Origin of the sequence: Amycolatopsis sp. cmx-4-83 (assembly GCF_046548815.1) — a bacterium.
In the GTDB taxonomy this organism is placed as follows: domain Bacteria; phylum Actinomycetota; class Actinomycetes; order Mycobacteriales; family Pseudonocardiaceae; genus Amycolatopsis; species Amycolatopsis pretoriensis_A.
In genome coordinates this window covers 514,322-539,518 of record NZ_JAEBEF010000003.1, presented here as the reverse complement: position 1 = coordinate 539,518, position 25,197 = coordinate 514,322, and the positions used below count along the sequence as shown (strand labels likewise).

General features: G+C 71.6%; 29 protein-coding genes and 3 pseudogenes. 14 read left to right on the top strand and 18 right to left on the bottom strand.

Annotated features, from left to right (window positions below; all coding sequences use genetic code 11):
- The first annotated feature begins 79 nt into the window (after positions 1–79).
- Positions 80–550: an ArsI/CadI family heavy metal resistance metalloenzyme gene (locus ACLJQM_RS12010; RefSeq protein WP_410631233.1), complete on the top strand. Its 471-nt coding sequence runs from the start codon at positions 80–82 to the stop codon at positions 548–550.
- A gap of 43 nt (positions 551–593) precedes the next feature.
- Here ACLJQM_RS12010 and ACLJQM_RS12005 read toward each other — a convergent pair whose 3' ends face one another.
- From ACLJQM_RS12005 to ACLJQM_RS11990, 4 genes are all read right to left on the bottom strand, one after another.
- Entirely contained in the window at positions 594–1,805 is a 1,212-nt protein-coding gene (locus ACLJQM_RS12005; RefSeq protein WP_410631232.1) for a GNAT family N-acetyltransferase, read from the bottom strand.
- A complete protein-coding gene (locus ACLJQM_RS12000; protein WP_360783569.1) occupies positions 1,802–2,134 on the bottom strand; it encodes an ArsR/SmtB family transcription factor in 333 nt (110 codons plus the stop codon). The genes ACLJQM_RS12005 and ACLJQM_RS12000 overlap by 4 nt, the downstream gene beginning before the upstream one ends.
- Positions 2,135–2,253: 119 nt before the next feature.
- The gene (locus ACLJQM_RS11995) at positions 2,254–3,375 is read right to left on the bottom strand and encodes a hypothetical protein (RefSeq protein ID WP_410631231.1); all 1,122 of its coding nucleotides are present in this window, start codon (positions 3,373–3,375) and stop codon (positions 2,254–2,256) included.
- A gap of 643 nt (positions 3,376–4,018) precedes the next feature.
- Positions 4,019–5,224 carry an IS110 family transposase gene (locus ACLJQM_RS11990; protein ID WP_410631230.1) on the bottom strand — a complete coding sequence of 402 codons (1,206 nt, stop codon included), beginning with the start codon at positions 5,222–5,224 and terminating at the stop codon, positions 4,019–4,021.
- On the opposite strand from ACLJQM_RS11990, the pseudogene ACLJQM_RS11985 reads away from it, so the two are divergent.
- Positions 5,132–5,596 (top strand): annotated as a pseudogene (locus tag ACLJQM_RS11985) (tannase/feruloyl esterase family alpha/beta hydrolase); the annotation flags it as partial. The gene ACLJQM_RS11990 and the pseudogene ACLJQM_RS11985 overlap by 93 nt on opposite strands.
- Before the next feature lie 78 nt (positions 5,597–5,674).
- On the opposite strand, the gene ACLJQM_RS11980 reads toward ACLJQM_RS11985, so the two are convergent.
- Together ACLJQM_RS11980 and ACLJQM_RS11975 are read right to left on the bottom strand one after the other, a co-directional pair.
- Positions 5,675–7,051, bottom strand: a complete 1,377-nt coding sequence (locus ACLJQM_RS11980) for an MFS transporter (RefSeq protein ID WP_410631229.1) — start codon at positions 7,049–7,051, stop codon at positions 5,675–5,677.
- Complete coding sequence (locus ACLJQM_RS11975; protein WP_410631228.1) at positions 7,048–7,893, bottom strand: alpha/beta fold hydrolase; 846 nt, start codon at positions 7,891–7,893, stop codon at positions 7,048–7,050. Before ACLJQM_RS11975 ends, ACLJQM_RS11980 begins: the two co-directional genes overlap by 4 nt.
- A gap of 76 nt (positions 7,894–7,969) precedes the next feature.
- Between ACLJQM_RS11975 and ACLJQM_RS11970 the strand changes: the two genes are divergently transcribed.
- Entirely contained in the window at positions 7,970–8,920 is a 951-nt protein-coding gene (locus ACLJQM_RS11970; RefSeq protein ID WP_410631227.1) for a LysR family transcriptional regulator, read from the top strand.
- A 319-nt stretch (positions 8,921–9,239) separates the two neighbouring features.
- Here the strand turns inward: ACLJQM_RS11970 and ACLJQM_RS11965 are convergent, their stop codons facing one another.
- The 4 genes and pseudogenes from ACLJQM_RS11965 to ACLJQM_RS11950 form a co-directional block, all read right to left on the bottom strand.
- Positions 9,240–10,091, bottom strand: a complete 852-nt coding sequence (locus tag ACLJQM_RS11965) for an aminotransferase class III-fold pyridoxal phosphate-dependent enzyme (RefSeq protein WP_410631226.1) — start codon at positions 10,089–10,091, stop codon at positions 9,240–9,242.
- Positions 10,092–10,473: 382 nt separating this feature from the next.
- On the bottom strand, positions 10,474–11,142 hold the full coding sequence (locus ACLJQM_RS11960) for a fasciclin domain-containing protein (RefSeq protein ID WP_410631225.1): 669 nt from the start codon (positions 11,140–11,142) through the stop codon (positions 10,474–10,476).
- Positions 11,143–11,252: 110 nt separating this feature from the next.
- The gene (locus ACLJQM_RS11955; RefSeq protein ID WP_410631224.1) at positions 11,253–12,836 is read right to left on the bottom strand and encodes a molybdopterin-dependent oxidoreductase; all 1,584 of its coding nucleotides are present in this window, start codon (positions 12,834–12,836) and stop codon (positions 11,253–11,255) included.
- A 49-nt stretch (positions 12,837–12,885) separates the two neighbouring features.
- Positions 12,886–13,865, bottom strand: a pseudogene (locus ACLJQM_RS11950) (beta-ketoacyl-ACP synthase III).
- Between the two features lie 217 nt (positions 13,866–14,082).
- Here ACLJQM_RS11950 and sigK point away from each other — a divergent pair.
- The 3 genes from sigK to ACLJQM_RS11935 are packed head-to-tail and all read left to right on the top strand — an operon-like array spanning position 14,083 to position 15,645.
- Positions 14,083–14,682, top strand: a complete 600-nt coding sequence (sigK, locus tag ACLJQM_RS11945; RefSeq protein ID WP_410631223.1) for an ECF RNA polymerase sigma factor SigK — start codon at positions 14,083–14,085, stop codon at positions 14,680–14,682.
- Positions 14,679–15,395 (top strand): anti-sigma factor domain-containing protein, encoded by a 717-nt coding sequence (locus tag ACLJQM_RS11940; protein WP_410631222.1) that lies wholly within the window; start codon positions 14,679–14,681, stop codon positions 15,393–15,395. Before sigK ends, ACLJQM_RS11940 begins: the two co-directional genes overlap by 4 nt.
- 55 nt (positions 15,396–15,450) lie before the next feature.
- Positions 15,451–15,645: a hypothetical protein gene (locus tag ACLJQM_RS11935; protein WP_410631221.1), complete on the top strand. Its 195-nt coding sequence runs from the start codon at positions 15,451–15,453 to the stop codon at positions 15,643–15,645.
- A 90-nt stretch (positions 15,646–15,735) separates the two neighbouring features.
- On the opposite strand, the gene ACLJQM_RS11930 is transcribed toward ACLJQM_RS11935, so the two are convergent.
- The 5 genes and pseudogenes from ACLJQM_RS11930 to ACLJQM_RS11910 all read right to left on the bottom strand — a co-directional run bounded on the left by ACLJQM_RS11930 (position 15,736) and on the right by ACLJQM_RS11910 (position 17,692).
- Positions 15,736–16,110, bottom strand: coding sequence for a pentapeptide repeat-containing protein (locus tag ACLJQM_RS11930; protein WP_410631220.1), 375 nt, complete (start codon positions 16,108–16,110; stop codon positions 15,736–15,738).
- A pseudogene (locus ACLJQM_RS11925) lies at positions 16,101–16,625 on the bottom strand (pentapeptide repeat-containing protein); the annotation flags it as partial. The gene ACLJQM_RS11930 and the pseudogene ACLJQM_RS11925, both read right to left, overlap by 10 nt.
- A gap of 112 nt (positions 16,626–16,737) precedes the next feature.
- Entirely contained in the window at positions 16,738–17,127 is a 390-nt protein-coding gene (locus ACLJQM_RS11920; protein WP_410631219.1) for a hypothetical protein, read from the bottom strand.
- Positions 17,124–17,360: a hypothetical protein gene (locus ACLJQM_RS11915; RefSeq protein ID WP_410631218.1), complete on the bottom strand. Its 237-nt coding sequence runs from the start codon at positions 17,358–17,360 to the stop codon at positions 17,124–17,126. The genes ACLJQM_RS11920 and ACLJQM_RS11915 overlap by 4 nt, the downstream gene beginning before the upstream one ends.
- A gap of 119 nt (positions 17,361–17,479) precedes the next feature.
- A complete protein-coding gene (locus tag ACLJQM_RS11910) occupies positions 17,480–17,692 on the bottom strand; it encodes a glycoside hydrolase family 15 protein (RefSeq protein WP_360778151.1) in 213 nt (70 codons plus the stop codon).
- On the opposite strand from ACLJQM_RS11910, the gene ACLJQM_RS11905 reads away from it, so the two are divergent.
- From ACLJQM_RS11905 to ACLJQM_RS11870, 8 genes are all read left to right on the top strand, one after another.
- Positions 17,619–18,317, top strand: a complete 699-nt coding sequence (locus ACLJQM_RS11905) for a hypothetical protein (protein ID WP_410631382.1) — start codon at positions 17,619–17,621, stop codon at positions 18,315–18,317. The two genes, ACLJQM_RS11910 and ACLJQM_RS11905, sit on opposite strands and share 74 nt — an antisense overlap.
- A 258-nt stretch (positions 18,318–18,575) precedes the next feature.
- Positions 18,576–19,049 carry an Asp23/Gls24 family envelope stress response protein gene (locus ACLJQM_RS11900; RefSeq protein ID WP_410631217.1) on the top strand — a complete coding sequence of 158 codons (474 nt, stop codon included), beginning with the start codon at positions 18,576–18,578 and terminating at the stop codon, positions 19,047–19,049.
- Entirely contained in the window at positions 19,046–19,354 is a 309-nt protein-coding gene (locus ACLJQM_RS11895) for a hypothetical protein (RefSeq protein WP_360778157.1), read from the top strand. Before ACLJQM_RS11900 ends, ACLJQM_RS11895 begins: the two co-directional genes overlap by 4 nt.
- On the top strand, positions 19,351–19,527 hold the full coding sequence (locus tag ACLJQM_RS11890; protein ID WP_360778159.1) for a hypothetical protein: 177 nt from the start codon (positions 19,351–19,353) through the stop codon (positions 19,525–19,527). Before ACLJQM_RS11895 ends, ACLJQM_RS11890 begins: the two co-directional genes overlap by 4 nt.
- Entirely contained in the window at positions 19,524–19,889 is a 366-nt protein-coding gene (locus ACLJQM_RS11885; RefSeq protein WP_360778161.1) for an Asp23/Gls24 family envelope stress response protein, read from the top strand. The genes ACLJQM_RS11890 and ACLJQM_RS11885 overlap by 4 nt, the downstream gene beginning before the upstream one ends.
- Entirely contained in the window at positions 19,886–20,413 is a 528-nt protein-coding gene (locus tag ACLJQM_RS11880; protein WP_410631216.1) for a DUF6286 domain-containing protein, read from the top strand. Before ACLJQM_RS11885 ends, ACLJQM_RS11880 begins: the two co-directional genes overlap by 4 nt.
- Positions 20,410–20,982: an alkaline shock response membrane anchor protein AmaP gene (locus ACLJQM_RS11875; protein WP_410631215.1), complete on the top strand. Its 573-nt coding sequence runs from the start codon at positions 20,410–20,412 to the stop codon at positions 20,980–20,982. Before ACLJQM_RS11880 ends, ACLJQM_RS11875 begins: the two co-directional genes overlap by 4 nt.
- 520 nt (positions 20,983–21,502) lie before the next feature.
- Complete coding sequence (locus ACLJQM_RS11870) at positions 21,503–22,570, top strand: class I SAM-dependent methyltransferase (RefSeq protein WP_360778167.1); 1,068 nt, start codon at positions 21,503–21,505, stop codon at positions 22,568–22,570.
- On the opposite strand, the gene ACLJQM_RS11865 is transcribed toward ACLJQM_RS11870, so the two are convergent.
- From ACLJQM_RS11865 to ACLJQM_RS11855, 3 genes are read right to left on the bottom strand one after another with little or no spacing between them, the layout of a single operon-like run.
- Positions 22,534–22,971 (bottom strand): NUDIX hydrolase, encoded by a 438-nt coding sequence (locus ACLJQM_RS11865; RefSeq protein ID WP_360778169.1) that lies wholly within the window; start codon positions 22,969–22,971, stop codon positions 22,534–22,536. The genes ACLJQM_RS11870 and ACLJQM_RS11865 overlap by 37 nt on opposite strands.
- Positions 22,972–23,006: 35 nt before the next feature.
- Positions 23,007–23,774: a class II aldolase/adducin family protein gene (locus tag ACLJQM_RS11860; protein ID WP_410631214.1), complete on the bottom strand. Its 768-nt coding sequence runs from the start codon at positions 23,772–23,774 to the stop codon at positions 23,007–23,009.
- 19 nt (positions 23,775–23,793) lie between these two features.
- Positions 23,794–24,924 (bottom strand): glycosyltransferase family 4 protein, encoded by a 1,131-nt coding sequence (locus ACLJQM_RS11855; protein WP_410631375.1) that lies wholly within the window; start codon positions 24,922–24,924, stop codon positions 23,794–23,796.
- Between the last annotated feature and the right edge of the window lie 273 nt (positions 24,925–25,197).

Genomic DNA, 25,197 nt, shown 5'->3' with positions numbered 1-25,197 from the left:
TATATTGACAGACTCGCATATAGACGGCAATCTAAGTAGCGTCTGGTTAGACAAATGTCTATTCAAGGAGGTGGCGGAGATGTCGCGGGTACAACTGGCCCTACGGGTCGGCGACTTGGCCGGATCGATCGACTTCTACTCCAAGCTGTTCGGGGCGGAGCCGGCGAAGCTCCGGCCGGGCTACGCGAACTTCGCGATCGAGGAGCCCGCGCTGAAGCTGGTGCTCCTGGAGGGCGAACCGGGCCAGGAGACGGTGATGGACCACCTCGGCGTCGAGGTCGAGTCGACCGGCCAGGTCGACGCGGCCACCCGGCGGCTGACCGGCGAAGGCCTCGAGACGCTCACCGAGGACGACACCACGTGCTGCTACGCGGTGCAGGACAAGGTGTGGGTCCACGGACCCGGCAAGGAGCCGTGGGAGGTCTACACGGTGAAGGGCGACTCGACGACGTTCGGCACCGACAGCGCCGCCCTGGTCACCCCGGCGACGTGCTGCACGCCCGACGCCGGGACCGGCGCGACCGCCAAGCCGGCGGGCTGCTGCAGCTGAAGGCCCGGAGCCGGTGCGCGATCGAGGGGCGCACCGGCTCCGCTCAGCCGCCGACCCGCGAGCTGCGGCGCTCGATCATGACCACATCCCGCCACACGCCGTGCTGCCGGCCGACGCGTTCGCGGACCCCGATCTCCCGGAACCCGGCCCGGCGGTGCAGTCCGCGGCTGGCGGTGTTCTCGGGGAACACGCCGCTCTGGATCGTCCAGACCCCGGCGTTCTCGGTCGAGGTGACCAGCGCGGCCAGCAGTGCCTGCCCGACACCGCGGCCCCGCGCCTCCGGGTCGACGTAGACGCTGTGCTCGACGACCCCGGCGTACACGCACCGCGAGGACACGGCCGAGACCGCGGCCCAGCCGACAACTCGGCTGCCCGAGTCGAGCGCGACCAGCCGGTGCTCCGGGAGGTGGGCGGCGTCCCATGCTTCCCAGGAGGGAGCGGTGGTCTCGAAGCCGGCCTGACCGGTGTCCAGCCCGGCCTGGTAGATCGCCAGCACCCGGTCCGCGTGCTCGGCCGTCATCGCGACGACCTCGACCGGCCTGGTGGCGCGGATGATCGCGGAGTGGAGCTTGTCGCCGGTCTCGTGGGTGAGCCGGACGTCGACACCGCCGAGCCCGGCGTCGCGCAGGAGTTCCCGGTAGCGGTCGGCGGTGAGCGCGCCGCCGAGGCACTCGACCGCGCCGGCGCGGGCCGCGCGTTCGGCGTCGGTGAGGCTGTCGTCGGCCAGGATGTCGGTGATGCCGAGCCTGCCACCGGGCCGCAGAACGCGGGCGATCTCGCCGAACACCGCGGGCTTGTCCGGCGACAGGGCGATGACGCAGTTGGAGATGACGACGTCGACCGAGGCGTCCGGCAGCGGGATCCGCTCGATGGTGCCCGTGAGGAACTCGGCGTTGGTCACCCCGGCCTGCTCGGCGTGCCGACGGGCGAGAGTGAGCATCTCGTCGGTCATGTCCAAGCCGATCGCCCGGCCTTCCGGCCCGACGCGGCGAGCGGAGAGCAGGACGTCCAGCCCGCCGCCGGAGCCGAGGTCGAGCACGGTCTCCCCGGGCTTCAGCTCGGCGACGGCGAGCGGGTTGCCGCAGCCGAGGCTGGTGGCGGTCATCTCGGCCGGAAGCTCCGCACCGGCGTAATGAACAGCGCCGAGCCGGTCGGTGTCCCCCGCGCCGGCCAGCAGGCCGGTCCCCTCCCCGGCCAAGGCCAGCCGGGCGGCGGTGGCGTAGCGCTCATGGACGGCGTCGCGATCGGGGTTCATCGGGCCTCCTCGTCGACGGTCCCGGCGAACGACCGGACCCCGCGCCCCATGACGACGTCCGCAGCACTCGGGAAGCAGGACACGCACTCCTCGTTGACCCGGTAGAGCCGAGCGGTCCCCCGCGGCTCGACCAGCACGAACCCGGTATCGGCCAGGACCTTGAGGTGCGCCGAGACGGTGGACTGCCCGACGCTGACCTGCTCGACGACCTCCCCCACCGCCATCGGCGCGCCGGTCTCGGCGAGCAGGTTGAGGATCTGCACCCGGGTCGGATCGGCGAGCGTCCGGAACCACTCGGCGTAGGTCTTGGCGGTCTCCCGGTCCAGCACGGCCGGCTCCTTCCATCGTCGATCGACGATAGGCGATAAAAGCGCTCAGCGGAAGCCGTGCTCCGCGCCGGCCGGCGGCCGCACCCGGAGGTCCTCCTCAAACCCTGACCGGCGCGCGCTCAGTCCCCGCCGGTTTCGGCTTCAGCGCGCTCGCGGTTGCGCTGCTGCCGCTCCCGCTCACGCCGGCTGTACGTCGCCCGACGGACCCGTTCCTCATCTTCGACACTCGAACCCACCGCCCCCGCAACAATCCCCACCGACGTCGCCAACCACACCAACTTCAAGTACGACACCGGCCCCGCCGGGTGACCGAGAACCTCCCCGAAATAAGTGCCCTCGACCAGCACGACCGACGCCACCAACGCCAGCACGAACAGGATGACGTACATGCACGCCACCCCGATCGACAACGTCAACACCGTGGAAGCGTTGTACAACAAAGCTTTCCGCCGATCCAGGTGCCCGGACGGCGAATCCCACAACCGGTTGTGCACCATCAGCCAACCCGCCATCACCACGATCGCCAGCACCGTGATCCCAGCCAGCCGCAACCCGGGCAACGCCTCAGCCAGCTTCCAGAACGACGTCGTGATGATCCCGTACGCGGCCGTCGCCGCCGCCGCCGCAGCGGCCCCGGCAAGATTGGGCACCAGCCGCCACGGGCGGTTGTCCCGGATCATCCCGGCCAGCAGCCGCAGCCGGCCACGCACACCCACCAGCGCCAAGTGCTCGTCAGCGGCACCGCGGCCGCGGATGTGCCGCGTCGGCGCCACCAGCTCCCGCAGCCGGTCAAGCATCCCCCGCGGCGGATCGGCCTCCTTCGCCGACCGGTGCGCCACCAAGTGCCGGACCAGGTGGACGACCAGCCGGGACACCCGGCCACGCAGCCGCAGAGCACCGAGCGCGGGCAGCGACACCATCGCCACGCCGTGGTCGGCGTTGTAATCCGACGCGATCGGCACTGTCCCGGCTCGCCGGGGGAGGTCGGTGATGAGCACCAGCAGGTCCCAGCCGTGCGCGGCTCGGCGCTCCTGCGCCAGATCCAGCATCGGGATGTCGCCCTCGTCGTTCAAGGGAAGGGACTGCGTCTCGTGCTCGACACGCCAGGTCGTCTCCTCGCCGAGGTCACGGGCCAGGCGGGCGGGCAGGCCGTCCGCGATCCTCCCGGCGAGCTGCCCCGGTAACCCGTCATCGGTCAGCAGGCCCACGACGAGGGCCTCCGGCGCACGCTGGGCGGTCATCCTCGAGCCTTTCCTCGGTTTCCCCGAAATGAGCTCTCCGGGTTCCCGGCCCGGCCACCGGCAAACGACCGCCTCTTTCGGCGTTGCCACCCGCCGGGCACCGAAGGCCCGGGCGTGCGGGCGCTGTCCCCCGGCGCGCCGCGCGGCCCACGGGTAGCCGCCGCACCGTGGATCGGTGGTACCGCGCGACGAAGCTCTACGACTTCGGGCTCGACCAGGCCCGACGCCCGGGCCGGCCCAGGGGCCGGCCGGCGTGCTGGACAGCGACCGGCGGCTGGAACCGGCCTACAGCTTGCTGCTCACCGTGCCGGGCAGCCCCCGTGCTGCGGTACGGGGACGAGATCGGCGTGGGCGAGGACCTGACCCTGCCCGGGCGCACCGCGATCCGCACGCCGGCGCTTTCGAGCCGGAGCACCTCGGCAAGTGGGCGAATCTTCGCCAGCGGCCACCCGGGCGTGCGAGTCGGTGGCGTTGTGAGCCACCTCAATCGGATGGTCACCATTCCCCCGGGACTCCCTCACCCTCGACCCCCGCCGCCCGGGTACGTGGACGCCGCGGATCAGCGAGCTCTCGGCGCTGCAGGACGTCGACGATCCCGACCTGCGGCCCTTCGCCCGGGCCGGGGGGTGTCCCTATGGGGTTGTCAAGCCGCAGCTGGGGCTGGGGTGGGTTCGGGGTGTCGGTAGTGGGTGCCGTTGCGGAGCATGGCGTAGAGGACATCGCAGCGTCGGCGGGCCAGGCAGATGAGGGCGGCGTTGTGCTTCTTGCCCTCGGCCCGTTTGCGGTCGTAGTAGGCCCGGCTGGTCGGGTCGGACAACGAGGCGAAGGCGGCGAGGAAGAACGCCCGTTTGAGCTGGCGGTTGCCGGTCCGGGCCGGATGTTCGCCCTTGATCGATGTTCCGGAGCTGCGGGTGACCGGGGCGATGCCGGCGTAGGCGGCCAGGTGCCCCGAGCTGGCGAAGTTCGTGGCGTCGCCGACCTCGAGGAGGATGCGGGCTGCGGTCCTGACGCCGATGCCGGGCATCGAGGTCAGGACCCCGGCAAGAGGGTGCGCATCAAGTATCCCCTCAACCTGCTCAGCAACCTGTTTGCGTTGCTGCAGCACGGTTTTCAAGCTGTCCGCCAGCCGCGGCAAGACAGTGTCGGCAGCGGCGGTGCCCGGGACGGTGACGGTCTGCTCGCCGAGCGCGGTCATGATCGCCTCGACCAGCCGCTCACCCATGCGAGGCGCATGGACCTTCGCGATCGCGGTCAGTTTGCGGCGGCCGGCCTGGGCGATGCCGGCCGGGCCGCCGCAGCGGGAGAGGATCTCCAGCACCGCCGGATGCGAGATCCGCGGGCCGATCGCGTGTTCGAGGGCGGGGTGGATGCCGGTGAGCAGACCGCGGATCCGGTTGGCGATGCGGGTGGCCTCGCCGGCCAGGTCGTCGTCGAACCCGACCAGTACCTCCAGCTCGGCCAGCGCGTCGTCACCGACGTCGACCGGGCGCAGCGTGTGCGGCAGCGAGCGGGCCGCGTCGGCGATGATGAACGCGTCCCGCGCGTCGGTCTTCGCCCGGCCCGGGTAGAGGTCGGCGATGCGGCGCATCGCCAGACCTGGCAGATAGGCCACCTGGTGACCGGCCGCGCGGGCGACCGCGACCGGCAACGCCCCGATCGTGGCCGGCTGATCGACCACAACCAGCAGCGGTCCCTGCTGGGCGAGCTTGTCGAACAGGGCTCGCAGCTTCGGTTCGGTGTTGGGCAGCGGCCCGTCATGCAGCCGTTTGCCGGCCGGGTCGAGCCCGACGGCGTGATGGGCGTCTTTGCCGACGTCCAGGCCGAGGAACACGCTGAAAGTGCTGCTCATCCACCATGCCGTTCGTTCGCCGCGGGTGGTCACCGGTCTGGCATCGATGGCCGGCACCCACGCCTGCGACGAGACCTACCTTCTGGTGGCCGTGTCCCTATTCAGCGGTCCCTCGATGCCACCAGGCCCGGTGACACCACCCCCCGGATCATGGAAGCGACTGGGGGCGTTAGTCATGCCGGACCTGGTGACCACAGCTCCTTGATCAGGAACTACGAAAACGGTAACGGGGGGAAGCTGCTGATCCTGCACGGAGCAGCCGACGAGCTGGTCAGCCCCCGCTCCACCGCCGAGTACTTCGCCCGCGTCCGGCAGACCGTCGGCCACCAGGCCACCGACCGGTTCGCCCGCTTCTACGTGGTGCCCGGCGCCAACCACGTCAACCCGCCGGCTCCTCGCACACCGGCCGCACTTGCTTTCCCGGCCGGTGCCCGAGTTCGCGGGTGGTGCTCAGCAGTTCTTCGGCCGGGAGAGCGAACTTTGCCACGACACACCGTCAGGACTTTCCGTGGCGGGCTTCCGCAAGCGGGCCGTGGCCGCGGCCGCGAGCAGGAACACCACAGCCTCGTACCCCATCGCCGCGTCCAGGGCCCCGGCGGTGTAGGCGACCCCCGCCAGGGCGACGCCGAGTGTGCCGCCGAGTTGCTGCGCGGTGGGCAGCAACCCCGACACGGAACTGGCCACGGACACCGGAACCCGGTTCAGGACCAGGGAAAACGCCGATGCCGTGAAAACGCCGAACGCGAAGCCGCCGCCCCCGAGCACCGCCCACAGGACCGGCGCCGGCCCGGCCAGCACCGGAATGACCAGCAGCGACACCGCGGCCAGGCCGGCGGACGCGGCGGCGAGCGCCGCGGCGCCGAAGCGGCGTGCCGCGGCTTCGGCGACCGCGCTGCCCAGCAGGGCGCCGACCGCGTACGGCGCGACGGTCAACGCGGTCACCAGCGGGTCGCGGTGCAGCGCGCCCTGCAGGTGCAAGGAAAGCAGCAGGCTGAACGACGGGATCCCGGCGTTGAAGAGGAACACCGCGCCGATGCCCCACCGGGTCCTCGACGCGCTCAGCGCTTCCGGCCGCACCAAGGGGTCGCGCACTCGGCGTTGTGCCGCGGCGAAGGCGGCGAGCAGGCCCAGCCCGACGGCGAGGCTCGCCCACGTCCAGGCCGGCCAGCCCGCGTCCTGGCCGAGCGTCAACGGCAGCACGAGCAGGACCAGCCCGGTCAGCGACAACGCGGCGCCGACCGGATCCACCCGGCTCGCGTCCGCCGGGCCGCGCCCGCCGGGCACGATCCGGACCAGGGCCAGCGACACGACCCCCACCGGCACCGGCAGGGCCAGTGCCAGCCGCCAGCCCAGCCCGAACGGGTCGAAGTGCAGCAGGACGCCGCAGCACAGCGGCCCGGCCAGCGACGCCACGGCCATCGTCGCCCCGTAACGGCCCAGGACCCCGGCCCGCCGGTCCGCGGGCACCGCGGTCTGGATCAGCGACAGGATCTGCGGCGCGACCAGGCCGCTGCCGGCGCCCTGCACCAGCCGGGCGGCCACGAGCGTCCCGACGTCCGGCGCGGCGGCCGCGGCCAGCGACGCCAGCGTGAACACGGCCGTGCCGGTGACGAACACCCGCCGGTAGCCGAACCGGTCGCCGAGCCGGGCCGCGGTGATCAGCGCGCAGGCGTAGGTCAGCGTGTAGCCGACCAGCGCGAGCTGGCCCGCGCCCGAACCGGCCGCGAGGTCGTGGCGGATGCGCGGGACGGCGAGCTGCATCACGGTGACGCTCATCAGCTGGACGAACGTCCCCGACAACAGCACGGCTTGCGCGGCGGGCCTCATGCCTGCTTCGCGATCCGGCCGAGGAGCTCGGCGAGCTCGCCGGGGCGGGTCAGGAACGGCGAGTGCCCGCCGGGCAGGGAGTGCACCGCGAACGGGTGCTCCGGGGTCAGGCGGTCCGCTTCGGCGATCATCAGGTCCTGGGTGGCCGGCGGCAGCGCCAGGTCGTCGGTCAGCCGGATGTAGCTGCGCGGCACCCGGCCCCACCGTCCGGCGGTCACCGGGTACGCGCCGGCGAGCGACGCCATCGGTTCGTCGGGGTGCAGCGTCAGGCGCCAGCCCGGCTTGTCCGCGTGCCAGTCGGTCAGGAACGCCAGCCGGATCGCCTCGACCTCGGCGGGGTCGGGCGAGAGCGGGTTGATCCGGAAGGCGCCGAGGACGTCGGGGTCGCCGGTCCGGGGTGCGTGGGCCGCGCCGGCGTTCACCGGGTCCGTCACGTAGTCGCCGAAGCGCGGCCGTCCGGCGGGCACGAACGCCGACAGGTAGACGACGTGGTCGACCAGGTCGGCGTGCCGCTCGACCGCGGCCGAGGCCGGGCCGCCGCCCGCGCTGTGCGCGACGAGGACCACGCGGGAGAACCGGCGGCGCACCTCGGCGAGGTCGGCGATCAGGGCGTCGACGAGCACCTCGGTGGTCAGCCCGGCGAGCGCGGAGGGCTCGGTCGCCAGCCCGGGCTGCCCGGGCCGGAGGTACCCGGACGGCAGCGGCGCGGTCACGCCGTGCCCGGGGAGGTCCACGGCGACGCCGACGGTGCCTTGCGCGGCCAGTGCCCGCTGGGTGGCGGCCCAGTGCAGTGAGGCGTGCCAGGCACCGTGAACGAGGACGAAAGCGGTGGTTTCGGTCATGGAACCCACCCCACCGTCCGACGAGTGCGCTATCCAGTTTCATAGCTGAATCACCCTCGCGCGATATCCTGAAAATATGGAGTCCCGTCACCTCCGCTACGCCCTCGCGCTGGCCGAGCACCAGCACTTCGGCCGCGCGGCCGAGTCCCTCGGCATCGCCCAGCCGCCGCTGTCCACCCAGATCGCGGCCGTCGAACGCGAGGTCGGCGAGCGGCTCTTCGACCGCACGCCCCGCGGGGTGTTCCCGACCGCGGCCGGCACCGCGTTCCTGGCCCGCGCCCGGCGGGCGCTGGGCGAGATGACCGCCGCAGCGGTCGAAGCCGGCCGCGCGGCCCGCGGCGAGACGGGACAGCTGCGCATGGGCTTCATCGGCTCGGCCCTGCTCGACCCGCTGCCCGGCGTGCTGGGCCGGTTCCGCAAGGCCCGGCCGGACGTCCGGCTCGACCTGCGGGAGATGAACAGCGCGGAGGGGACGGCCGCCCTGGTCGCCGGCGAACTCGACGTCGCGGTCGGCCGCGGCACCCCGCGCGGCGCGCGCGTGGACGGCCTGGTCACCGTCCCCATCGGCGCCGACCACCTGGTCGCCGTCGTCGGCACCGCCCACCCCTTCGCCGGCCGCGCGGAGATCCGGCTCGAGCAGCTCGCGGCCGAGCGCCTGATCATGTCGGCGCCCGCGCAGGAACCCGCCGTGGCCGCACGCCTGCGCGACCTGTTCGGCGCCGGCGCGGCCACGCTGGACGCGGCCACGGTGTCCCGGGACGTCCACACGATCATCGGCCTGGCGGCGTGCGACGTCGGCGTCGGCCTCGGCCCGGCCCGGATGCGGCTGATCGCCCGCAAGGACGTCTGGTTCTGCGACATCGCCCCGCAGGTCCGCCTCCCGGACCTGCAGCTGTCCTTCCGCGCGGCCGACGACTCCCCGGTGCTCGCGGCGTTCCTGGACGTCGTCCGCGCCAACTGCGCCGAAGCCGGCTCCCGGCTCGACGACGTCCTCGCCCGCCGCGAAGCCCGGTCGGTCAAGCGGTAGTCACCGGGTGCGGACGCTCTCCCGGCTCTTGACGGCGATCGGCGCGAACCGTGTGGCCGTGGACACCGAGCCCGAGGAGTCAGGTCCCGCGGGTATTCGACAAATGCCCGTCATCGGCCGATGCCATGCCTCCGAGGCATGGCATCGCCTCATGCTCGAGTTGCGTCAGCTCGACCACTTTCGCGCGGTGGCCGAGTTCGGCTCGGTCTCCCGCGCTGCGGCGGCCTGCACCTCACTCAGCCCGCCTGGGCGAACCGGACCCGAAGTACGGCACCCTGCTCTTGCGGTGCCTGCGGGACGTCGCGGCGCAGCTCCGGCGCTAGCGGGAGCACCCGGTTCCCGGCGGCAACAGCTTGCCGAGCGCCTCGGCTGTCGCCTCGATGTCCGAAGTGGTGTGCGCGGTACTGAGGAAGAACTTGCCGGAGGGCATGAACAGGAAGCCCTGGCGCAGCATCCCTTCCAGGAGCACCGTCCAGAAACCGCCGGTGCCGTGCAGGCCGGTGGCCCCGCCCGCGGGGACGTACTGGAGGAGCGAGCCGACCCGGGTGAAGCCGCCGCAGCCCGGAACCGAACCGAGCGCGCCGCCGACGAGAGCTTCGAACTCGGACGAGGTCTCCTCGAGCGCTTCGTAAACCGCCGGATCCGCGAGGACGCGCATCGTCGCCTCGACGGCGGCGAGCGCGATCGGGTTGGCGTTGAACGTTCCCGCGTGGACGACGCCGTCCGTCACCTGGTCGACCAGGTCCGCCCGGCCGACGACGGCGCTCTGGGTGAATCCGCCGGCCATCGCCTTCCCGAAAACGGACAGGTCGGGGCGCACGCCGTACTTCTCGGCCGCGCCGCCGCGTGCGATCCGGAAGCCGGCGATCACCTCGTCGAAGACGAGGACGACGCCGTGGCGGTCGCACAGGTTTCGCAGCGTGGACAGGAACTCCGGCTCGGGTGCCTCGACACCGGCGTTGCTCATCACCGGATCGACGAGCACCGCCGCGAGGTCGCGTTCGACGGCCTCGCCCAGGAAGCGCTCGGCCAGCGGCACGTCGTTGAAGCGCGCGACCACCAGGTCGTCCAGAACGCTGGACGACTGCCCTCGCCCGCCCGGCTCCGCGGGCCGGCCGACGTCGGCTTCGGACATTCCGGCCCCGGCCGCGCCGGCGGTCCCGGCCTTCACCACCGTGGGCCGCAGGGTGTGGAGTCGTCGGCATCGGCCACCACCGCGGAACTGAACCGTGTCGCGGAGTCCCAGCCGGCGGCCCGTGCGTCCACCGGCGCAGCAGCGGATCGCGGTGCGGAAGGGATGATCGTCACGGTGGTTCATCCCGCCCTGCCGAGGGCCGATCGCCGCCACGGCCTGGGAGTGATCCGGCGGTGGCGGCGATCGGCGGACGCCGCAGCTTCGGCGTCCCCGGCGGCGGATCCCCTGCTTCCCGCCGCCGAGCTGTGCTCGCTGTCCGGACCGGGACAGCGGAAGACGACCGCCCCGGGCTCCAGGAGGTTCGGGGAGCCCGGGGCGGCCGTCCGGTACCGGCCGCCCGTCGGCGGCCGAGCCGGTGTTACTTGTTGGTGCCGGGGGTCAGCACCTTGTCGATCACGAAGACCGTGGCGTTCTTCGTGGGGATGTTGCCGCACAGGATCTTCGCGCCGTTGACGGTCATGTTCTCGCCCGAACCCTCGATCTTCAGCGGGCCGCCGGCGGCGTTGAGCGAGTCCAGCGAACCCGCCGACGCGAGCCCCTTGGCGTCGTAGCGCTTGCCCACGACGTGGTACTGCAGGATCGGCGACAGCTCGGCCGGCTTGCCCGCCAGCTCGGCGAACTTCGCGTCGCCCAGCGCCGCGAACGCCGGGTCCGCCGGCGCGAACACCGTGATCGCCGGCGCACTGTTGAGCGTGTCCACCAGGTTGGTGGCCTTGACCGCGGCCACCAGCTTGGTCAGCAGCGGGTTGGTCGAGGCGGCCGAGGCGACCGGCTGCGGGCCCATCGAGTCCAGCGAACCCGGGGCGGAACCCTGCGGCAGCTGGCTGCACGCGGGACCGAACACGTCGGCGTTGGTCGTCATGCCATCGCCACCCGCGGCGGCGCTGGACGACGGGGCGGCCACCGAGGAGGACGGGGCCGGCGCGCTGGAGCTGCCCGACGAAGCGGTGTCGCTGCTGCCGCAGGCGGTGAGGGTCAGCGCGGCGGCCGCGGTCAGGCCGATACCGGCGATGCGAAGGTTACGCACGAGAATTCACTCCAATTGGTTACGCGGCTGAGGCGATGATTTCGGCAACCGCCTTTGTTACTGGGTATTCGGGACCCGGCGGGAATCGGATTGGTCGATCGGGAAAAATCTCAGGCTGCGGTGAAGGTGACGTTGTGCCACCCTGTCGCGCCGTCGGGCACGGTGCCCGCGCGCTGGTCGGTCTGGGTGTAGCCGGACTTGTCGGTGGCGCGGCAGAAGACCTGGTGCACCCCGGACGGGATGTCGACCTCGGTCCACCACATCCGCCAGGTGTTCGGGTTGACCTCCTGCGACAGCGTGGTCGCCTGCCACGGGCCCTGGTCGATGCGGACTTCGACCTTCTCGATCCCGGTGTGCTGCGCCCACGCGACCCCGGCGACCCGGACCTTTCCCTTTGGGACGTTGGCGAAGCCGCGGTGGGAGTCGATGCGCGACTCGGTCTTGATCGGCGCCTCGCGGGCCCAGCTGCGCTTGAGCCAATAGGCTTGCCGCGCGGCCCACGTGGTGACCTCGATGTCCACGACCCACTTCGTCGCCGACACGTACCCGTACAACCCCGGGGTGACCAGCCGCGCCGGGAACCCGTGCTCCAGCGGCAGCGGCTCGCCGTTCATCCCGATCGCCAGCATCGCGCCCCGCCCGCGGTCCTGCGCCGCGGCGACCGGCGTCCCGGACGTCCAGCCGTCGACACTGGTGCAGAACAGCTGCTCGGCACCGGATTTCACGCCGGCTTCGGCGAGCAGGTCGGCCAGGTCGACGCCGATGAAGTTCGACGTCGACACGTAGTCGCCGCCGACCTCGTTGGACACGCACGTCATCGTGACCGTGCGCTCGACCAGTGGCCGGCTGCGGATGTCGTTGTAGCTGTAACGGATTTCGCGGTCGACCATGCCGTGCAGGCGCAGGCTCCAGTCTTCGGTGCGCAGCTGCGGCACCGACAACGCGGTGTCCACGCGGTAGAACTTGTCGTTCGGCGTCAGGAACGGCGGCGTGCCGAGCTTGGCGAAGTCCGCGTCCGCCGGGATCATCGGCGCGGTCCGGGCCGGCACGAGCTTGCCGACCGCCTCCCGCGACGCGGTGGCGTCGCGCGACGAGCTGATCAGCTGGCCGCCGAAGCCCAATGCCCCCGCGCCGACGGCCACGCCGGCACCGCCGAGCAGGAAGGACCGCCGCGAAGTCCCGGCCTTCTCGTCCGAGTCCGGTTCCCGCCAGACACGCGGGGCGATCCGGTGCAGCAGGAGGAACACGACGATGCCCACGACCAGGCTCGCGGCCGGTGCCAGCAGCGCGACCGCGGTCAGGTCCGGGCGCTCGAACACGGCGAACCCGCCGACCAGCCCGAACAGGGCGATCAGCACGGTGCCGGGAACGGGTGACCGTCGCGAAAGGACACCCGCGAGCGCGGCGACGCCCAGCATGACCAGCGCCATGCTGCCCAGCAGCACCAGCTTGTCGTAGGTCCCGAACGTGCGGACCGCGAAGTCCTTCAGCTCGACCGGTGTCAGGTCGATCGCGCCGTTGCCCACCGCGAGGTAGGGGGAAGCGTTGACGCTGATGAACCCCGCCACCAGGTGCCCGGCCGCCAACGCGGCGGCCAGTGCCAGGACGCCCGTGAAAGCGGCCGCGAAGAATCGCAGCCGGGCACGCGGCGGTGCTTCCGGCGCTTCTGGGATGTCGAGCTCGGTGGCGGTCATGTCAGTGTTTCGACGCAGCCCGGTCGAAGTATTGGTCTCGCCGGTTCCGTCACACCTGGTCGGGTGACAAGCCGGAATTTCCCGGGCAGCTGATGACCTGACCGGCGTAGGTCAACCCGGCGCCGAACCCGAACAGCAGCACCGGCGACCCCGCCGCGATCTCCCGCCGCGCGACGAGCTTCGACAACGCCAGCGGAATGCTCGCGGCCGAGTGTTGCCGGACTCCGCCACGTCCGCGGCGATCACCGCGCCGGTCGCGCCGATCTTGCGGGCCAGCGCTTCGATGATGCGGACGTTGGCCTGGTGGGTCACGACACCGCCCAGCGCGCCCGGGTCGACGCCGGCGCGGTGACAAGCCTCTCGGGCGATCGGGGCGAGCGCGGTGGTGGCCCAGCGGAACACCGCCTGGCCCTCCTGCCGGAACACCGCCGGCAAGGCGCCGGGCCCGCCGGACTCGAGCGTGATGAAGCGGCCCTTCGCCGGGTCCGATCCCCACACCACCGGTCCGATCCCGGCCGGAGCCCGCTCGACGACGGCAGCGGCCGCGGCGTCACCGAAGATCACGCACGTCGAGCGGTCGGTCCAGTCGAGGAAGTCGCTCATCTTGTCGGCCCCGACCACGATCGCCCGGGTCGCGGCGCCGGCCCGGATGGCGTGGTCGGCCGCGGCCAGCGCGTAGGAGAACCCCGAACACGCCGCGTTCAGGTCGAACGCACCCGGTGCGCTGATCCCCAGCCGCTCGGCGACCCGGCAGGCGATGGCGGGCATCCGCTCGAACGCGGTGCACGTGGCGACGAGCACGAGGTCGACGTCGGCGGCGCGGTGACCGGACCGCCGCAGGGCGGCGTCCGCCGCGGCCGTCGCCATGTCGGCGACCGACTCGCCGGGGGCCGCGACCCGGCGGCTGCGCACCCCCACCCGCTCGCGGATCCACGCATCCGACGTTCCGAGCCGGTCCGCCAGTTCGTCGTTCGTCACCACCCGGCCCGGCTGGTAGTGCCCGCACGAGACCACAGTCGAGCCTGCCATCGCTTTCCCCTCATCGAGTCCACCTCTCGTTCGGACCGCCCGGCAGCACGGCTTGCCCGATCCACTGTGGACAGCCGCCGACCACTCCTCCGGGTGGGTGGCGGTGCGGGTTTCTCCGCACCCGCACCCATCCGCGCGGGCGGCCGGGACGAACTCCTCCCGAGGCGCCGCCGACCGCGGCGCGCGACTCGGCGCCCGCCGGGAAGGAGCAGGTGCCATGACCGCCCGCGCAGTCGCGCTCCGCAGCGGACCCACCACGGTGGCGGAACCGCAGAGCACGCCGGAGCTGCTGCTCGCCCGCACGGCGCTCGGGGACGAGCAGGCCTTCGCCGCCCTCTACGACCAGCTGGCCGGACCGGTCTTCGGCGTCGTGCTCCAGGTGCTGCGCTCACGGGCGCACGCGGAGGAAGTGACCCAGGAGGTCCTGCTCGAGATCTGGCGCAAGGCGACGTCGTTCGACGCCGCCCGCGGGCGGGTGCGGACCTGGGCGCTGACCATCGCGCACCGGCGCGCGATCGACCGGGTCCGGTCCGAGCAGTCCGCGGCCGACCGGGAAGACCGGGCCGAGCGGCTGGACCTGCGCCGCCCCTACGACGACGTCACCGAGTCGACGCTGGATCGGTTCGACCGGGTGCAGGTCCGTGCCGCGTTGGCGGCGCTGACCGAGCTCCAGCGGGAGTCGATCCTGCTCGCCTACTTCCAGGGTTACACCTGCCGGGAGGTTTCCGAAAGACTCGGTGTCGCGGTCGGCACCGTGAAAACCCGTTTGCGGGACGGACTCGTCCGCTTGCGCGACGCTCTGGGAGTGCACCGATGACCACCGCCGACGCCCACATCCTCGCCGGCGCCTACACCCTCGACGCTGTCGACGACCTCGAACGTGCCGCGTTCACCCGGCACCTCGGCGAATGCCCGGTCTGCGCCGAGGAGGTCGCCGGTTTCCGGGAGACCGCCGCCCTGCTGGGCACCGCGGCCGCCGCCGGCCCGGATGAGAGCTTCCGCCGGAACGTGCTCGCCGAGGTCTCCCAGACGCGGCAGCTTCCGCCCCGCGTCGCCGAGCCGGCGGTGCCGGCACGGCGCACCCCGTGGCGCAGGCGGGCCGTGATCGGGCTGGCCTCCGTCGCCGCGGCCGCGGCGGTGCTCGCCGGCGGGATCGGCATCGGGCTGGACCAGTCGGTCTCGGACCGTCCGGCACCGGTGGCCGACGGCGGCGCGGTGACGTCCGCGCCCGACGCGACCACTGTGCGCACGACCGCGGTCGGCGGCGGCTCCGTCTCGGCCACCGCCTCCCGGCAGCTGGGCAAGGTCCTCGTCGCCGCGCGAGCGCTGCCGAGCCTGGATGCCGGCCACGCCTACGAGGTGTGGCTGACCGGGCCGGGCGCCCCGAGGTCGGCGGGCCTGGTGGACCCCGACGGCTCCGTCGAGGCAGCCCTCCCGGCCGGCACCGACGGTGTGGCGGTGACCATCGAACCCGCCACCGGATCGCTGCAGCCGACGACACCGTCGATCGCCGGCCTCGCGGTGAGCTGAACCCGCCGGGCCCCACTCGGGCGATCCGGCGTTCGAAGGGCCGACCGGCTCCTTCGTGGAGCGGCTGGGTCCCACGCTCACGGCGCTGCTCGAAGCGGCGGCCGCTGACGGTGACCTCGGCGCCGAGGACCTCCTGCACGCGACCGCGTTGTCGTGCCGGCCCGCACTCGGCCACGAGCCGGCGCCGCCGCGGGGCGGCGGCGGCCGGGCCGTCGTCGGGGACCCAGGTGCCGAAGAACATCTCGGGTGAACGTCGCCGGCAGGTCGACAAGAGCCCGGGTCGAGCAGATCCACACCGCGGAGTCCGCCGTGGGTGCGGCCGGCTCGCCGGTGAGCGCGCTCATGACCTGTCGCCACCACCACTCCGCCTCGGCCGCCGCCTGCTCCACGGTTCGAACGCCAGAACCCCACCGAGCGTCGCACCCTCGAAACCGGTCTCGCCGTCGAAAGTCGCACCGTCCAGCAAGACGCCGTCGGTGAACACCGCACCACTGAACCGGACGTCACCCACGAAGGTCGCGTCGCCGAACTCCGGTCGGCCCGCGAAGCTCGCCCGTTCGAACCCGACGCCGCCGGCGAACGTCGTGCTGCCGAAGCCGGCGCCACGACCGAACGCCGCACTGCCGAACCGGGCTTCACCGGCGAACGTCGCGCCACCAAAACTCGCATGGGCCGTGAAACCGGTCCGATCGAAACTTCCTCGAAGGTAGCGCATCCGTTGAACGTCACCTTTCCGAACCGAGCGTCGCCGACGAAATCCGTACCGGTGAACGCGACGTCCTTCCCGAAGGTGCTGTTGTGGAACCTCGCCTCGCCACCGAACCTGGTCGTTCGGAACACGGACCGGCGAGTGAACGTGACGACAGCGAAACCGGCGTTCCCCGCGAATGCCACATTCTTGAAGTAGGCATCGCCCGAGAAGACGACACCGACGAACTGCGCGTTCTCAGCGAACAGCGCATTAAAGAACTGGGCATTCCCGGCGAATTTAGCCGCGCCGAACGTGGCCGCCCGCATGAATTTCGCCGCACCGAACCGGGCTTCTCCCAGGAAGCCGGCGGCGCCGAACTGGGCCGTGCCTGCGAAGGTCGTCATGCCGAAACGAGCGTTCCCGGTGAAGGTCGCACCGCCGAAGCGGGCGTCTCCGGTGAAGGTCGCACCACCGAATGCGGCGTCGCCGACGAAGGTCGCGCCGGCGAAGCGACCGTTGCGCACTCGGCAGTTACCCAGGTTGAAATCGACCAGGTTCGCGTTCGTGAGGTCGAGGTCGATGCCGTCCCAGAAGACTCCGCTGTCGGGAAGGAGGTGTTAGGCCAGGATGCGCTGAGCAGCCAGCCGGATTTCAGCCCCCCGATCGTCTTCCGGGGAGTCGTCGGGCATGCGCAGGTACGCGCTGGCGGACGTTGTTCTGGGCCAGCCGTTCCAACGCGTACAGGGCGGCCAAGCGCACGGAGGCCTCGGCGGAGCCGAGCTGGTCGGCGGCCTTGGTGTAGAGCTCGGTGAGGTTCTTCTCGACCGCGTCGTACTCGTTGTGCCATTGCCGTCGCACCGCCAGCAGGAGAGCGAAGATCCCCGTGGTACCGGCACCGATGCCGAGGCCGGTCTTGATCGCCTCGACCCGCGCGGCGCCTGGGTCCTTCGCCGCAGCAGCCTCGTCGAGGAGCCAGCCGGTAGCGGCCCACGCCACGACGACCACCACTACCGCGGCACCGGTGACCACCCACCAGCTCATGCCGAAGGTGCGGATGCCCGGGCCGCGATCGCCGGGCTTTCGGTCACGACGCAGCATTTGCCGCCGACGAGCGAAAGGCCCGCACCGACGGCGAACAGAGCGAACGACGGTGCGTGTGGACGCGCCCAGCGGCCCACGGCCGGCCAGTCGACCCATCCGGCCAGCCCGACCCCACCCGCGAGCAACGCCACCCCACCCAGCACCAGCACGCCGACGGCGGGCTGCCTGGCCACCTCGTTTCCCCACCGCGTCACGTTCGATCAATCGTCCGGGGCAGGCCCGCTTTAACACCGGCCTCTGTTCCGGCCGTCGGACGGTCCGACATCCTCACCCACGGGCCACGAAGCAGGCGTCATGGCTCTCCCCCAAGCCGGTGCGCGGTTTCGAGCAGGAGAGCGTGCACGAAGGCCTGAGGCAAGTTGCCCCGTAGCTGCCGCTGCCGTGCGTCGTACTCCTCGGCCAGCAGCCCCCGGCGGACCGCAGCCGCGCGGTTGCGCTCGAACCAGCGCCATCCCGAACCCGCACAGGAGGAACGCACCTTCAGCGTCGCCAAGTGGACGGTCATCGGGCGCGAAGCGGTACACGGAGCCGTCCTCGCACAGTTCCGATCGCACGGCGTGCAGTGTTGCGATCGTGCGGGGATCCTCGGCCGGCAGGGCGCCGCGGACCGGGGGCAGCAGCAGCGCCGCGTCGGTACCGGCCGGGGTCGGGCTGCGTTGCCAGCCGCCGCCGTGGTCGATGCAGCGGCGGGCGGTTTCGGCGAGCAAGGTGTCGGCGAGGCCGGACAACTCGGCCGCGCGGCGGCCGCCGCGGTGCCGGGCGAAGGCGCGCAGGCCCGCGACACAGGCGGGGCGAGAGCGGGAGCACCAGTCGTCGGCGGGTTCCCGGACTCCGGCTTCCGGCTCGTCCCGGCGCCGCGTGATCAGGTCGAGGCAGAAGTCGGCGGCGCGTTCGGTGTCCGTGGTGAGGTGGTCGTGGCGGGCCGCCGTCGCGAACAGCTGCCGCGGGTCTCCCTCGGCTGGGCACTGGTGGCCCAGGGCGCCCAGGCGGTCAAGGACCCCGACCTGCTGGCACTTGCCGCCCCGCTCTCCCCCGCGGACGCTGCGGCAGCTCGAGTGGACGAACGCCACGCTCGAGATCCTCTCCCCGCAGGTGCTGGCGAGCTGAAGCAACGCCTGTCCGGACCATGAACAGCTCCCGGCTACCGATGTCCCCATCATCGCCGTACGGCTGATCCATCCCGGTGAAGGCGCGGCAGTGGTCGCACTCGCGGCTCGGGCGACGGCCCGAAGTGCTCACCCGGCCAGGTAGCTCCCCCACGCCACGACCGTGGCCCGCTTCACACGATCGGGTCGTGACGATCTTCTCGGCGTGGGGTCTGTCGTTCGTGGAGGAAGGATCGAGGTGCTTCCCCTGCGAACACAAGTGATCCGCGCGAAGGAGTCAGCATGACGAACGCCGCCACCAAGGTCCCCGCTCAGCAGAGCTCGCCCGACGCCGGCCGGAAGGACGCCGCCGACAGCGCCCTCGTGACCACCCAGGGTTCGACGTCGATCTCCGACGTCGTGGTCCAGAAGATCGCCGGCCTGGCCACCCGGGAAGTCTCCGGCGTGCACGCGCTCGGCGGCGGCGCCGCCCGCGCGTTCTCCGCGATCCGCGAACGCATCCCCGGCGCGACCGCCTCGGCCGGACAGGGAGTCTCGGTCGAGGTCGGCGAAAAGCAGGCCGCGGTCGACCTGCAGATCGTCGTCGAGTACGGCGTCTCCATCGCCGACCTGTCCCGGTCGGTGCGCCGCAACGTGATCACCGCGGTCGAGCGGATGACCGGCCTCGAAGTCGTCGAGGTCAACATCCACGTCGGTGACCTGCACCTCCCCTCCGACGACGAGGGCGAAAGCACCGACGCCGGCCGGGTGCAGTGACCACCGAACCGGACGCCGCCCGGATCGCCGCCGCCGTGCGGACCGTGCCCGGGGTGACCGGCCTGCACGGCGGGCGGTTCGGCGAAATCGCCACCCTGGACCCACCGCGGCGGGTCGTCGGCGTCCGGGTCCGCGAGGACGAGGTGACCGTCGCCGTGATCGCGCAGTACCCGGTCGTGGCCGGCGCCATCGCCACGGCCGTGCGGGCCGCCGCCGGAGTCACCGGGCGGCCCGTGCACGTCGTGCTCGCGGACCTCACCGATCCACCCGCTACCGAGGAAGAACCGAAGGAGAAGGTCTCGTGAACTCAACCCAGCTCGGCCTGCTGACCGGCCTCGCCCTGGGCTTGGCCGTCGCGTTCGGCGGGTTCGGGGCGTTCGCCGCCGTCGCCCTGCTGGGCGTGATCGGCCTGCTGGCCGGCCGTTTCCTCGACGGCAAACTCGACCTGTCCCGGCTCACCGGGCGCGATCGCGGGTGAGCACCGAACCCGAACGCGGCACGCTCACCATCGCCGACCAGGTGGTGCAGCGGCTCGCCGCCCACGCGGTCCGCGAAGTGGACGACGTCGGCGGAGCGGCCGGCCGGCTTCTCGGCGTCAGCCTCGGCGGCGAGGATCCGGAGCGCTCGGCCAAGGTCACGGCCTCGGTCGCCGACACGACGGTCGCCCTCGACGTGCGGCTCTCGATCGCCTACCCCGCCTCGGTCACCCGCACCACGGAACGGGCGCGTGCGCACCTCGTCCAGCGGGTGGAGGAGCTGACCGGCCTCAGCGTCACGCGCGTCGACCTCACCGTCACCGCCCTGCACACCGACGTCACCACGGGCAGGAGGATCGAATGAAGCGGCGGCCCCGCCGGAGTGTTCCGGCTCTCCTCAGCGCGCTGGTGCTGCTGGGCGCCTGCGTGGTGATCACCGTGGTCGCGGTCCAGATGCTCCTGGGCGAACGGCCGTGGCTCAGCTACGACGCGGTGGCCGGCACGCTGCACGACTTGCGCTGGACCGACGTGCTCCCGGCCGTGGCCGGCGGGGTCCTCGCGCTGCTCGGTCTCGTGCTGGTACTGGCCGCGGTCGTTCCCGGCGCGGCCACCGTGCTGCCGCTGAACGGCCTCTTCGACGCCGGCGCCGCGCGGGGCGGCTACCGGTCGACCTTGCGCGCCGCGGCGGCCGGGGTCGACGGTGTCGCCCGCGCCCGGGTCAAGCTCGGCAAGCGACGGGCGAAGATCCGGGTCGACACCACCCGGAGCCGGCCGGAGGGCCTGGCCGACGCCGTCCACGCGGCGGTCACCCAGCGGCTCGAGCAGATCGGCCCGGCCGGCCGGCCCACCGTGACCGTGCGCGTCCGAGCCCCGAGGAGGAACCCATGACCAGCCTCAACCGCCCGGCGCGGCTCAACCGGGTCGCCTTGTTCCTGCTCGGGCTGATCTCGCTGGCCGCGGGCGGCTTCGCGCTCGCGACCCACTTCGGCCGCCTGCGCGTCGTCGACCCCTCGGCCCCGCTCGTGACCGGGACCGCCGCCCCGCCGACGTGGGCGCTCTACGTCACCGCCGGGACAGCCGTCGTGCTCGGTCTCCTCATGCTGCGCTGGATGCTCGCGCAGCTGTCGCCCCGGCCACGGACACGGGCATGGCGGTTCGACACCGAACCCATCCACGGCCGCACCGAACTCGCGGCCGACGTCGCGGTGGCGCCGTTCACAGCCGAACTACGCACGTACCCGGGCGTCCACACCGCCCGCGCCACCTTGGCCGGCACCCGGGAAGAACCAACCCTGGCCCTGGTGGTTTCCGTAACCCAGGACGGCGACCCCACAACGATCCGCGAACGACTCGACCTCGACGGCCTGCCCAGGCTGCGGCAGGCACTAGACCTCGACGACCTCCCGGTGGTCCTCGAGTTCCGCTTCACCACCGGCGTCGGACCACGGATCCGCTGACCGGCCACGCCCGGTCAGCGACCCCGGGCCGGAGCTGGGTGAGCAGCTCGACGCGCGGAACCGGTCGCACAAGAGTTTCTTCACCGCAGTGGTCCGATGCCGACCCAGTCCGAGATCGGCCGCCACAGACGAGCACGAGAAGCACCCGGCCGCGAACCGGCGGGCCGCAGTCGAGCCCGGCAACCACGTCCGGGTTCTCGGCGACACCGCCGCCGGCTCTCGACCCGCGCCGTGGACGTCGACGAGCGGGCTGTCCAGGTCCCCCGCCAGGTCGTCCGGCGCCGGCCGGGCCGGATCGCGCCGCGACCGGGCAGTGCGGGCTCGCGCTCGGCTCGGCCAACAGCCGGTTTCACCCGGACAGACCTTGACCGCGAGAGAGCGTGCCGCTGTTCCGATACGGCTGCCACCTTCCGATCGAGAATCGCGGAATTGGGCTCGGAATGCACTTCCGACACCCCGGATACCGCGTAGAATCCCCACGGGGGATCACTCATCAACTCTTCCCCGTGAAGGATGAGTCATGGACTTGACCGACGAAGAACTCTTGCGAATCCAGCCGGAGCGGATGGCTGCCGCCTACCTGGAATACCGCCGGTCCGGCTACGAGTTCGTCTACCGCGCGGCCTTGGACAATGGTGTGCTCGCCGAGCTCGAGACGCCACTGACCGTGGCGCAGTTCGTGGCCAGGCACGGAGTTGTGCCGGGCAAGGTCGCGGTGGCCGAGTTGCTGCTCGGAGCACTGAACAGGTGCGGAGCGGTTCGTCGGGTCGGTGATCAGCCCACGCGCTTCGGTGCGGTGGCCGATTACGCGCCGCCGCGGTCCATCGACGACGAGCTGATCCGGCTGGCCACCGGTAAATCGAGCTACCGGGAGCTCGGGTACAGCGGGAGTTTCGGCCGGGTGGTGGCATCGCTGACCCGAGAGGAAAAGCAGGCATTGTCGGGCTTCGACGCCTCGAACGCCGATCTCTGGGATCAGGGAATGCAGTTGCCGTATTACCGGTACGCTCGAATGAGTGCGGTGCGCACACTGGTTTCCACGGGCGTGAACCTACTCGACCTGGCTTCCGGGACCGGATTGGGCCTGCTCGAACTCGCGCGGCACGCGAACGGCGGCGGTGCGGGCCGGTTCGTTGGCGTGGAGGTCAGCGCGGACTTCGTCCGGGTCTCGGCCGAACGCACCGCCGATGACCCCCGCACTTGCGTTGTCCGGGGAAATCTGGAACAGCCACTCACCCTTCCCGGTGCGCAGTGCTTCGACGGTGCGATGCTGGTCGGCGCTTATCACTACCTCCGGGATTCGGCGCCGATGTGGCGGAGCATGATGCGGCTGGTGCGAGCCGGCGGTGTGGTGTGCCTGGCGATGGCGTACTTCCGCACTGGCAGCTACGATCAGGAACTGGTCGATCTCCGTTATGCACAAAGAAATCCGGTCGCGCGCCCGCGTACCCGCGCGCAGGTGGTCGCCGAGGCGCGGGCAGCGGGTTTCGTGCTGGAAAGCGAGTTCTGGTTCGGCTGCTTCGGGTGGCTCGCGTTCCGCCGGACAGCCGATCACTGCGGGCCGGACGGCACGGGCAAGACCTCGTAGCCGAATTCCATGTAGGCCACCCGGCCGACGTCGTGCGCGCGGCGGCACACCTCGATCCGCCGGGCGATCCGCGGCGCCATCAGCTCCCGGAACCGGCGCATGTCGACGAACTGCCACGCCGACAGCTCATCAGCCGGAAGCCGGATCGCGGGAAGCAGCTCGTCGCGGATCCGGCCGGCGAAGACGAACACGTTTGCCTCGTCGCGGCCCGGCCGCGGAGGTACCCAGTCCACTCCGGCCAGCGGACCGAGCACCGGGGTGATGCCGAGTTCCTCGCGAAGTTCGCGCACGCACGCCGCGTGCGGCGACTCGCCCTCCTCGATCACCCCGCCCGGCAAGCCCCAGCCCGGTTTGTACGTGGGCTTGACGACGAGAACGCGTCCGTGGTCGTCGAACAGCATGCCCGCGGACGCGCCCCTGGTGCCCGGTCGCGCGTTCAGCGGCTGTTCCCCGAGTACACGCTGTCCGACCAGGTGCCGCCGGGGTTGTGCAAGGCGTCGGGTTTGATCCCGCTGATCCCGCCGTGCAGGGTGGCCTGGAACAGCGCTGTCCGGGCGCTGACCTCGATCCTCGTCAGGTTCTCGACGGCCTCGTCGAGGTGGCGGGCGAAGACGAACACACCGTGCCGGTAGACCACGAAACCGAGGCCGTGCCGGTCCAGTTCGCCGGCGCGGGGGCCGAAGTGTTCCAACATCTGGGGGTTCACGGTGAGAAGGTAGCCCGCGATGACGTCCGGGCGTGATCCCATGCATTCGGCGACCTCGATGTCGACCCGCCCGGTGAGCACATCCTCCTTGACGGCGGGATCGTCCGAGGTGAAGCAGGGCACTTCACCCATCGTGTCGAGCTTGTTCGTGCAGGATGGCACGCCGAGACCGAGCGAGGCGAACGCCAGGCTGTAGGGCGCGTGGGAGTGCACGATGGCGTTGCAGTTCGGGAACTCCCGGTAGATCGCCATGTGCAGCGGCGCGTCCGGTGGCGCCAGGTCCGTGGCGCGCTCCACGATCGAGCCCTCGGGGCTGTACACCATCAGGTTGCGGGCGGTGATGTCCCACCGCACGAAAGCGGAGCTCGCGGTGGTGCTGACGATGTTGCCGGAGCCGGCGCGGACGCTGACCGAACCACCGGCCGGATCCAGGGTACCCCAGCGCGTCATGTCGCTGACGGACCGGATGATGTGGTGGCGTTCGGCTTCGTGACCCATTTCTGGTGATCCTTTCGATCTATGCCGTCCGGTCGGCTGCGGACAGCGGTGAGGGGTGCCGGCTCCACTCGGGAACTTCCTGCGCGAGCCGGGCGTAGGCGAGGAAACAACGGGTCTGGGAGAACGATCGGGCGTTGAGCCGGGCTCGGCTGCCCAGCGCGTCGAGACGGCTCGCGGGCCACCCGGCGGCCTCGGCCAGAGCGGCGGTGAGACCGGCGGGATCGCCCGCGGGGTAAACCAGACCGGTGATCCCGGGCACCACCAGTTCGGTGCTGCCCCCGCGATCCGGCACGATCTGGGGGATCCCGGCTCCGCCTGCTTCAAGCACCGAACGGCCGAAGCCCTCGATGTCACAGGCCGTGACGAGGACATCGGTACCGGCCAGCCACCGGTGATCCGGTACGTGACCCCGGAACCGGACGTCCTGGCCGCGGCAGAGTTCTTCCGCCAGCCGCCGGAGCTCCGGTAACGCCGTCCCGGTCCCGTAGATGTTGAGCTGTGCGCGCGCGGCGAGTTCCTCGGGCAGGCGCGCGAAAGCACGGATCACCTGGTCGATCAGCTTCCACGGCTCGGTGCGGGCGACCACCGAAAACCTGCGTGGCAGCGGTGGCTTCCGCGCTTTCCGGTACAGGTCGAGGCGGACGGCGTTGTGTATGGTGACCGCGTTGACCGGGCGCGGAGACGATTCCCGGATGCTTCTCGTCGCGGCCTCGCTGACGCCGACCCAGCAGCCGGCCCGGGAGAGGATGTCCCAGTCGAGTTCGCCGGGCAGGCGCGGAACCAGCCGCCGCTCCCGGGGATCGACGGTCCGCAGGCCCTGGTCCGCGACGAGGATTCCCCGCAGCACCGATATCACCGGCACGGCGAAGGACTCCGCCAGCGCGATGTCGACCATCGCCGTCCGGTGCGCTCCGATGAGCACCGTCCCGGCCGGGTCCACCCCGAGTTCGGTGACCAGCGCCTGTTCGTAGGCGTCGAGATCCGCGACCTGCCTCATGCGGACGTCCTGCGGGCCCGGCCGGAGAGCGCCGCCGTTGTCCCACCACACGACGGCGACGTCCACCCCGAGCAGTTCGCGAAGACCTTGCGCGAGTTCGAGTGTCGACCGCTCCGCGCCGCCGGACGCCGTTGTCAGCCACGTCAGCACCACGCGCCGCAAGGCCGTTCTGCTCGCTGGTGACCGCGGTACCCATCGACTGACCATTGGGTCAACTCTGCCAACCGAACCCACGGGAACGCCACAAAAATTCCACAATCGCGGCGCGGCCGAGTTTGGTCCGATCGGGTGGCATCCGACTGCTCGGCCAAACCGTTCCGCCTTCCCGAACGTTGGCCGATCACGGTGCGGCGGAAAGGAATGGTGTGCCACAGGGAGGGGAGGTCGGGCCCGTCTCATCTGAGAATCCCTTACAGCCGGGTGTCA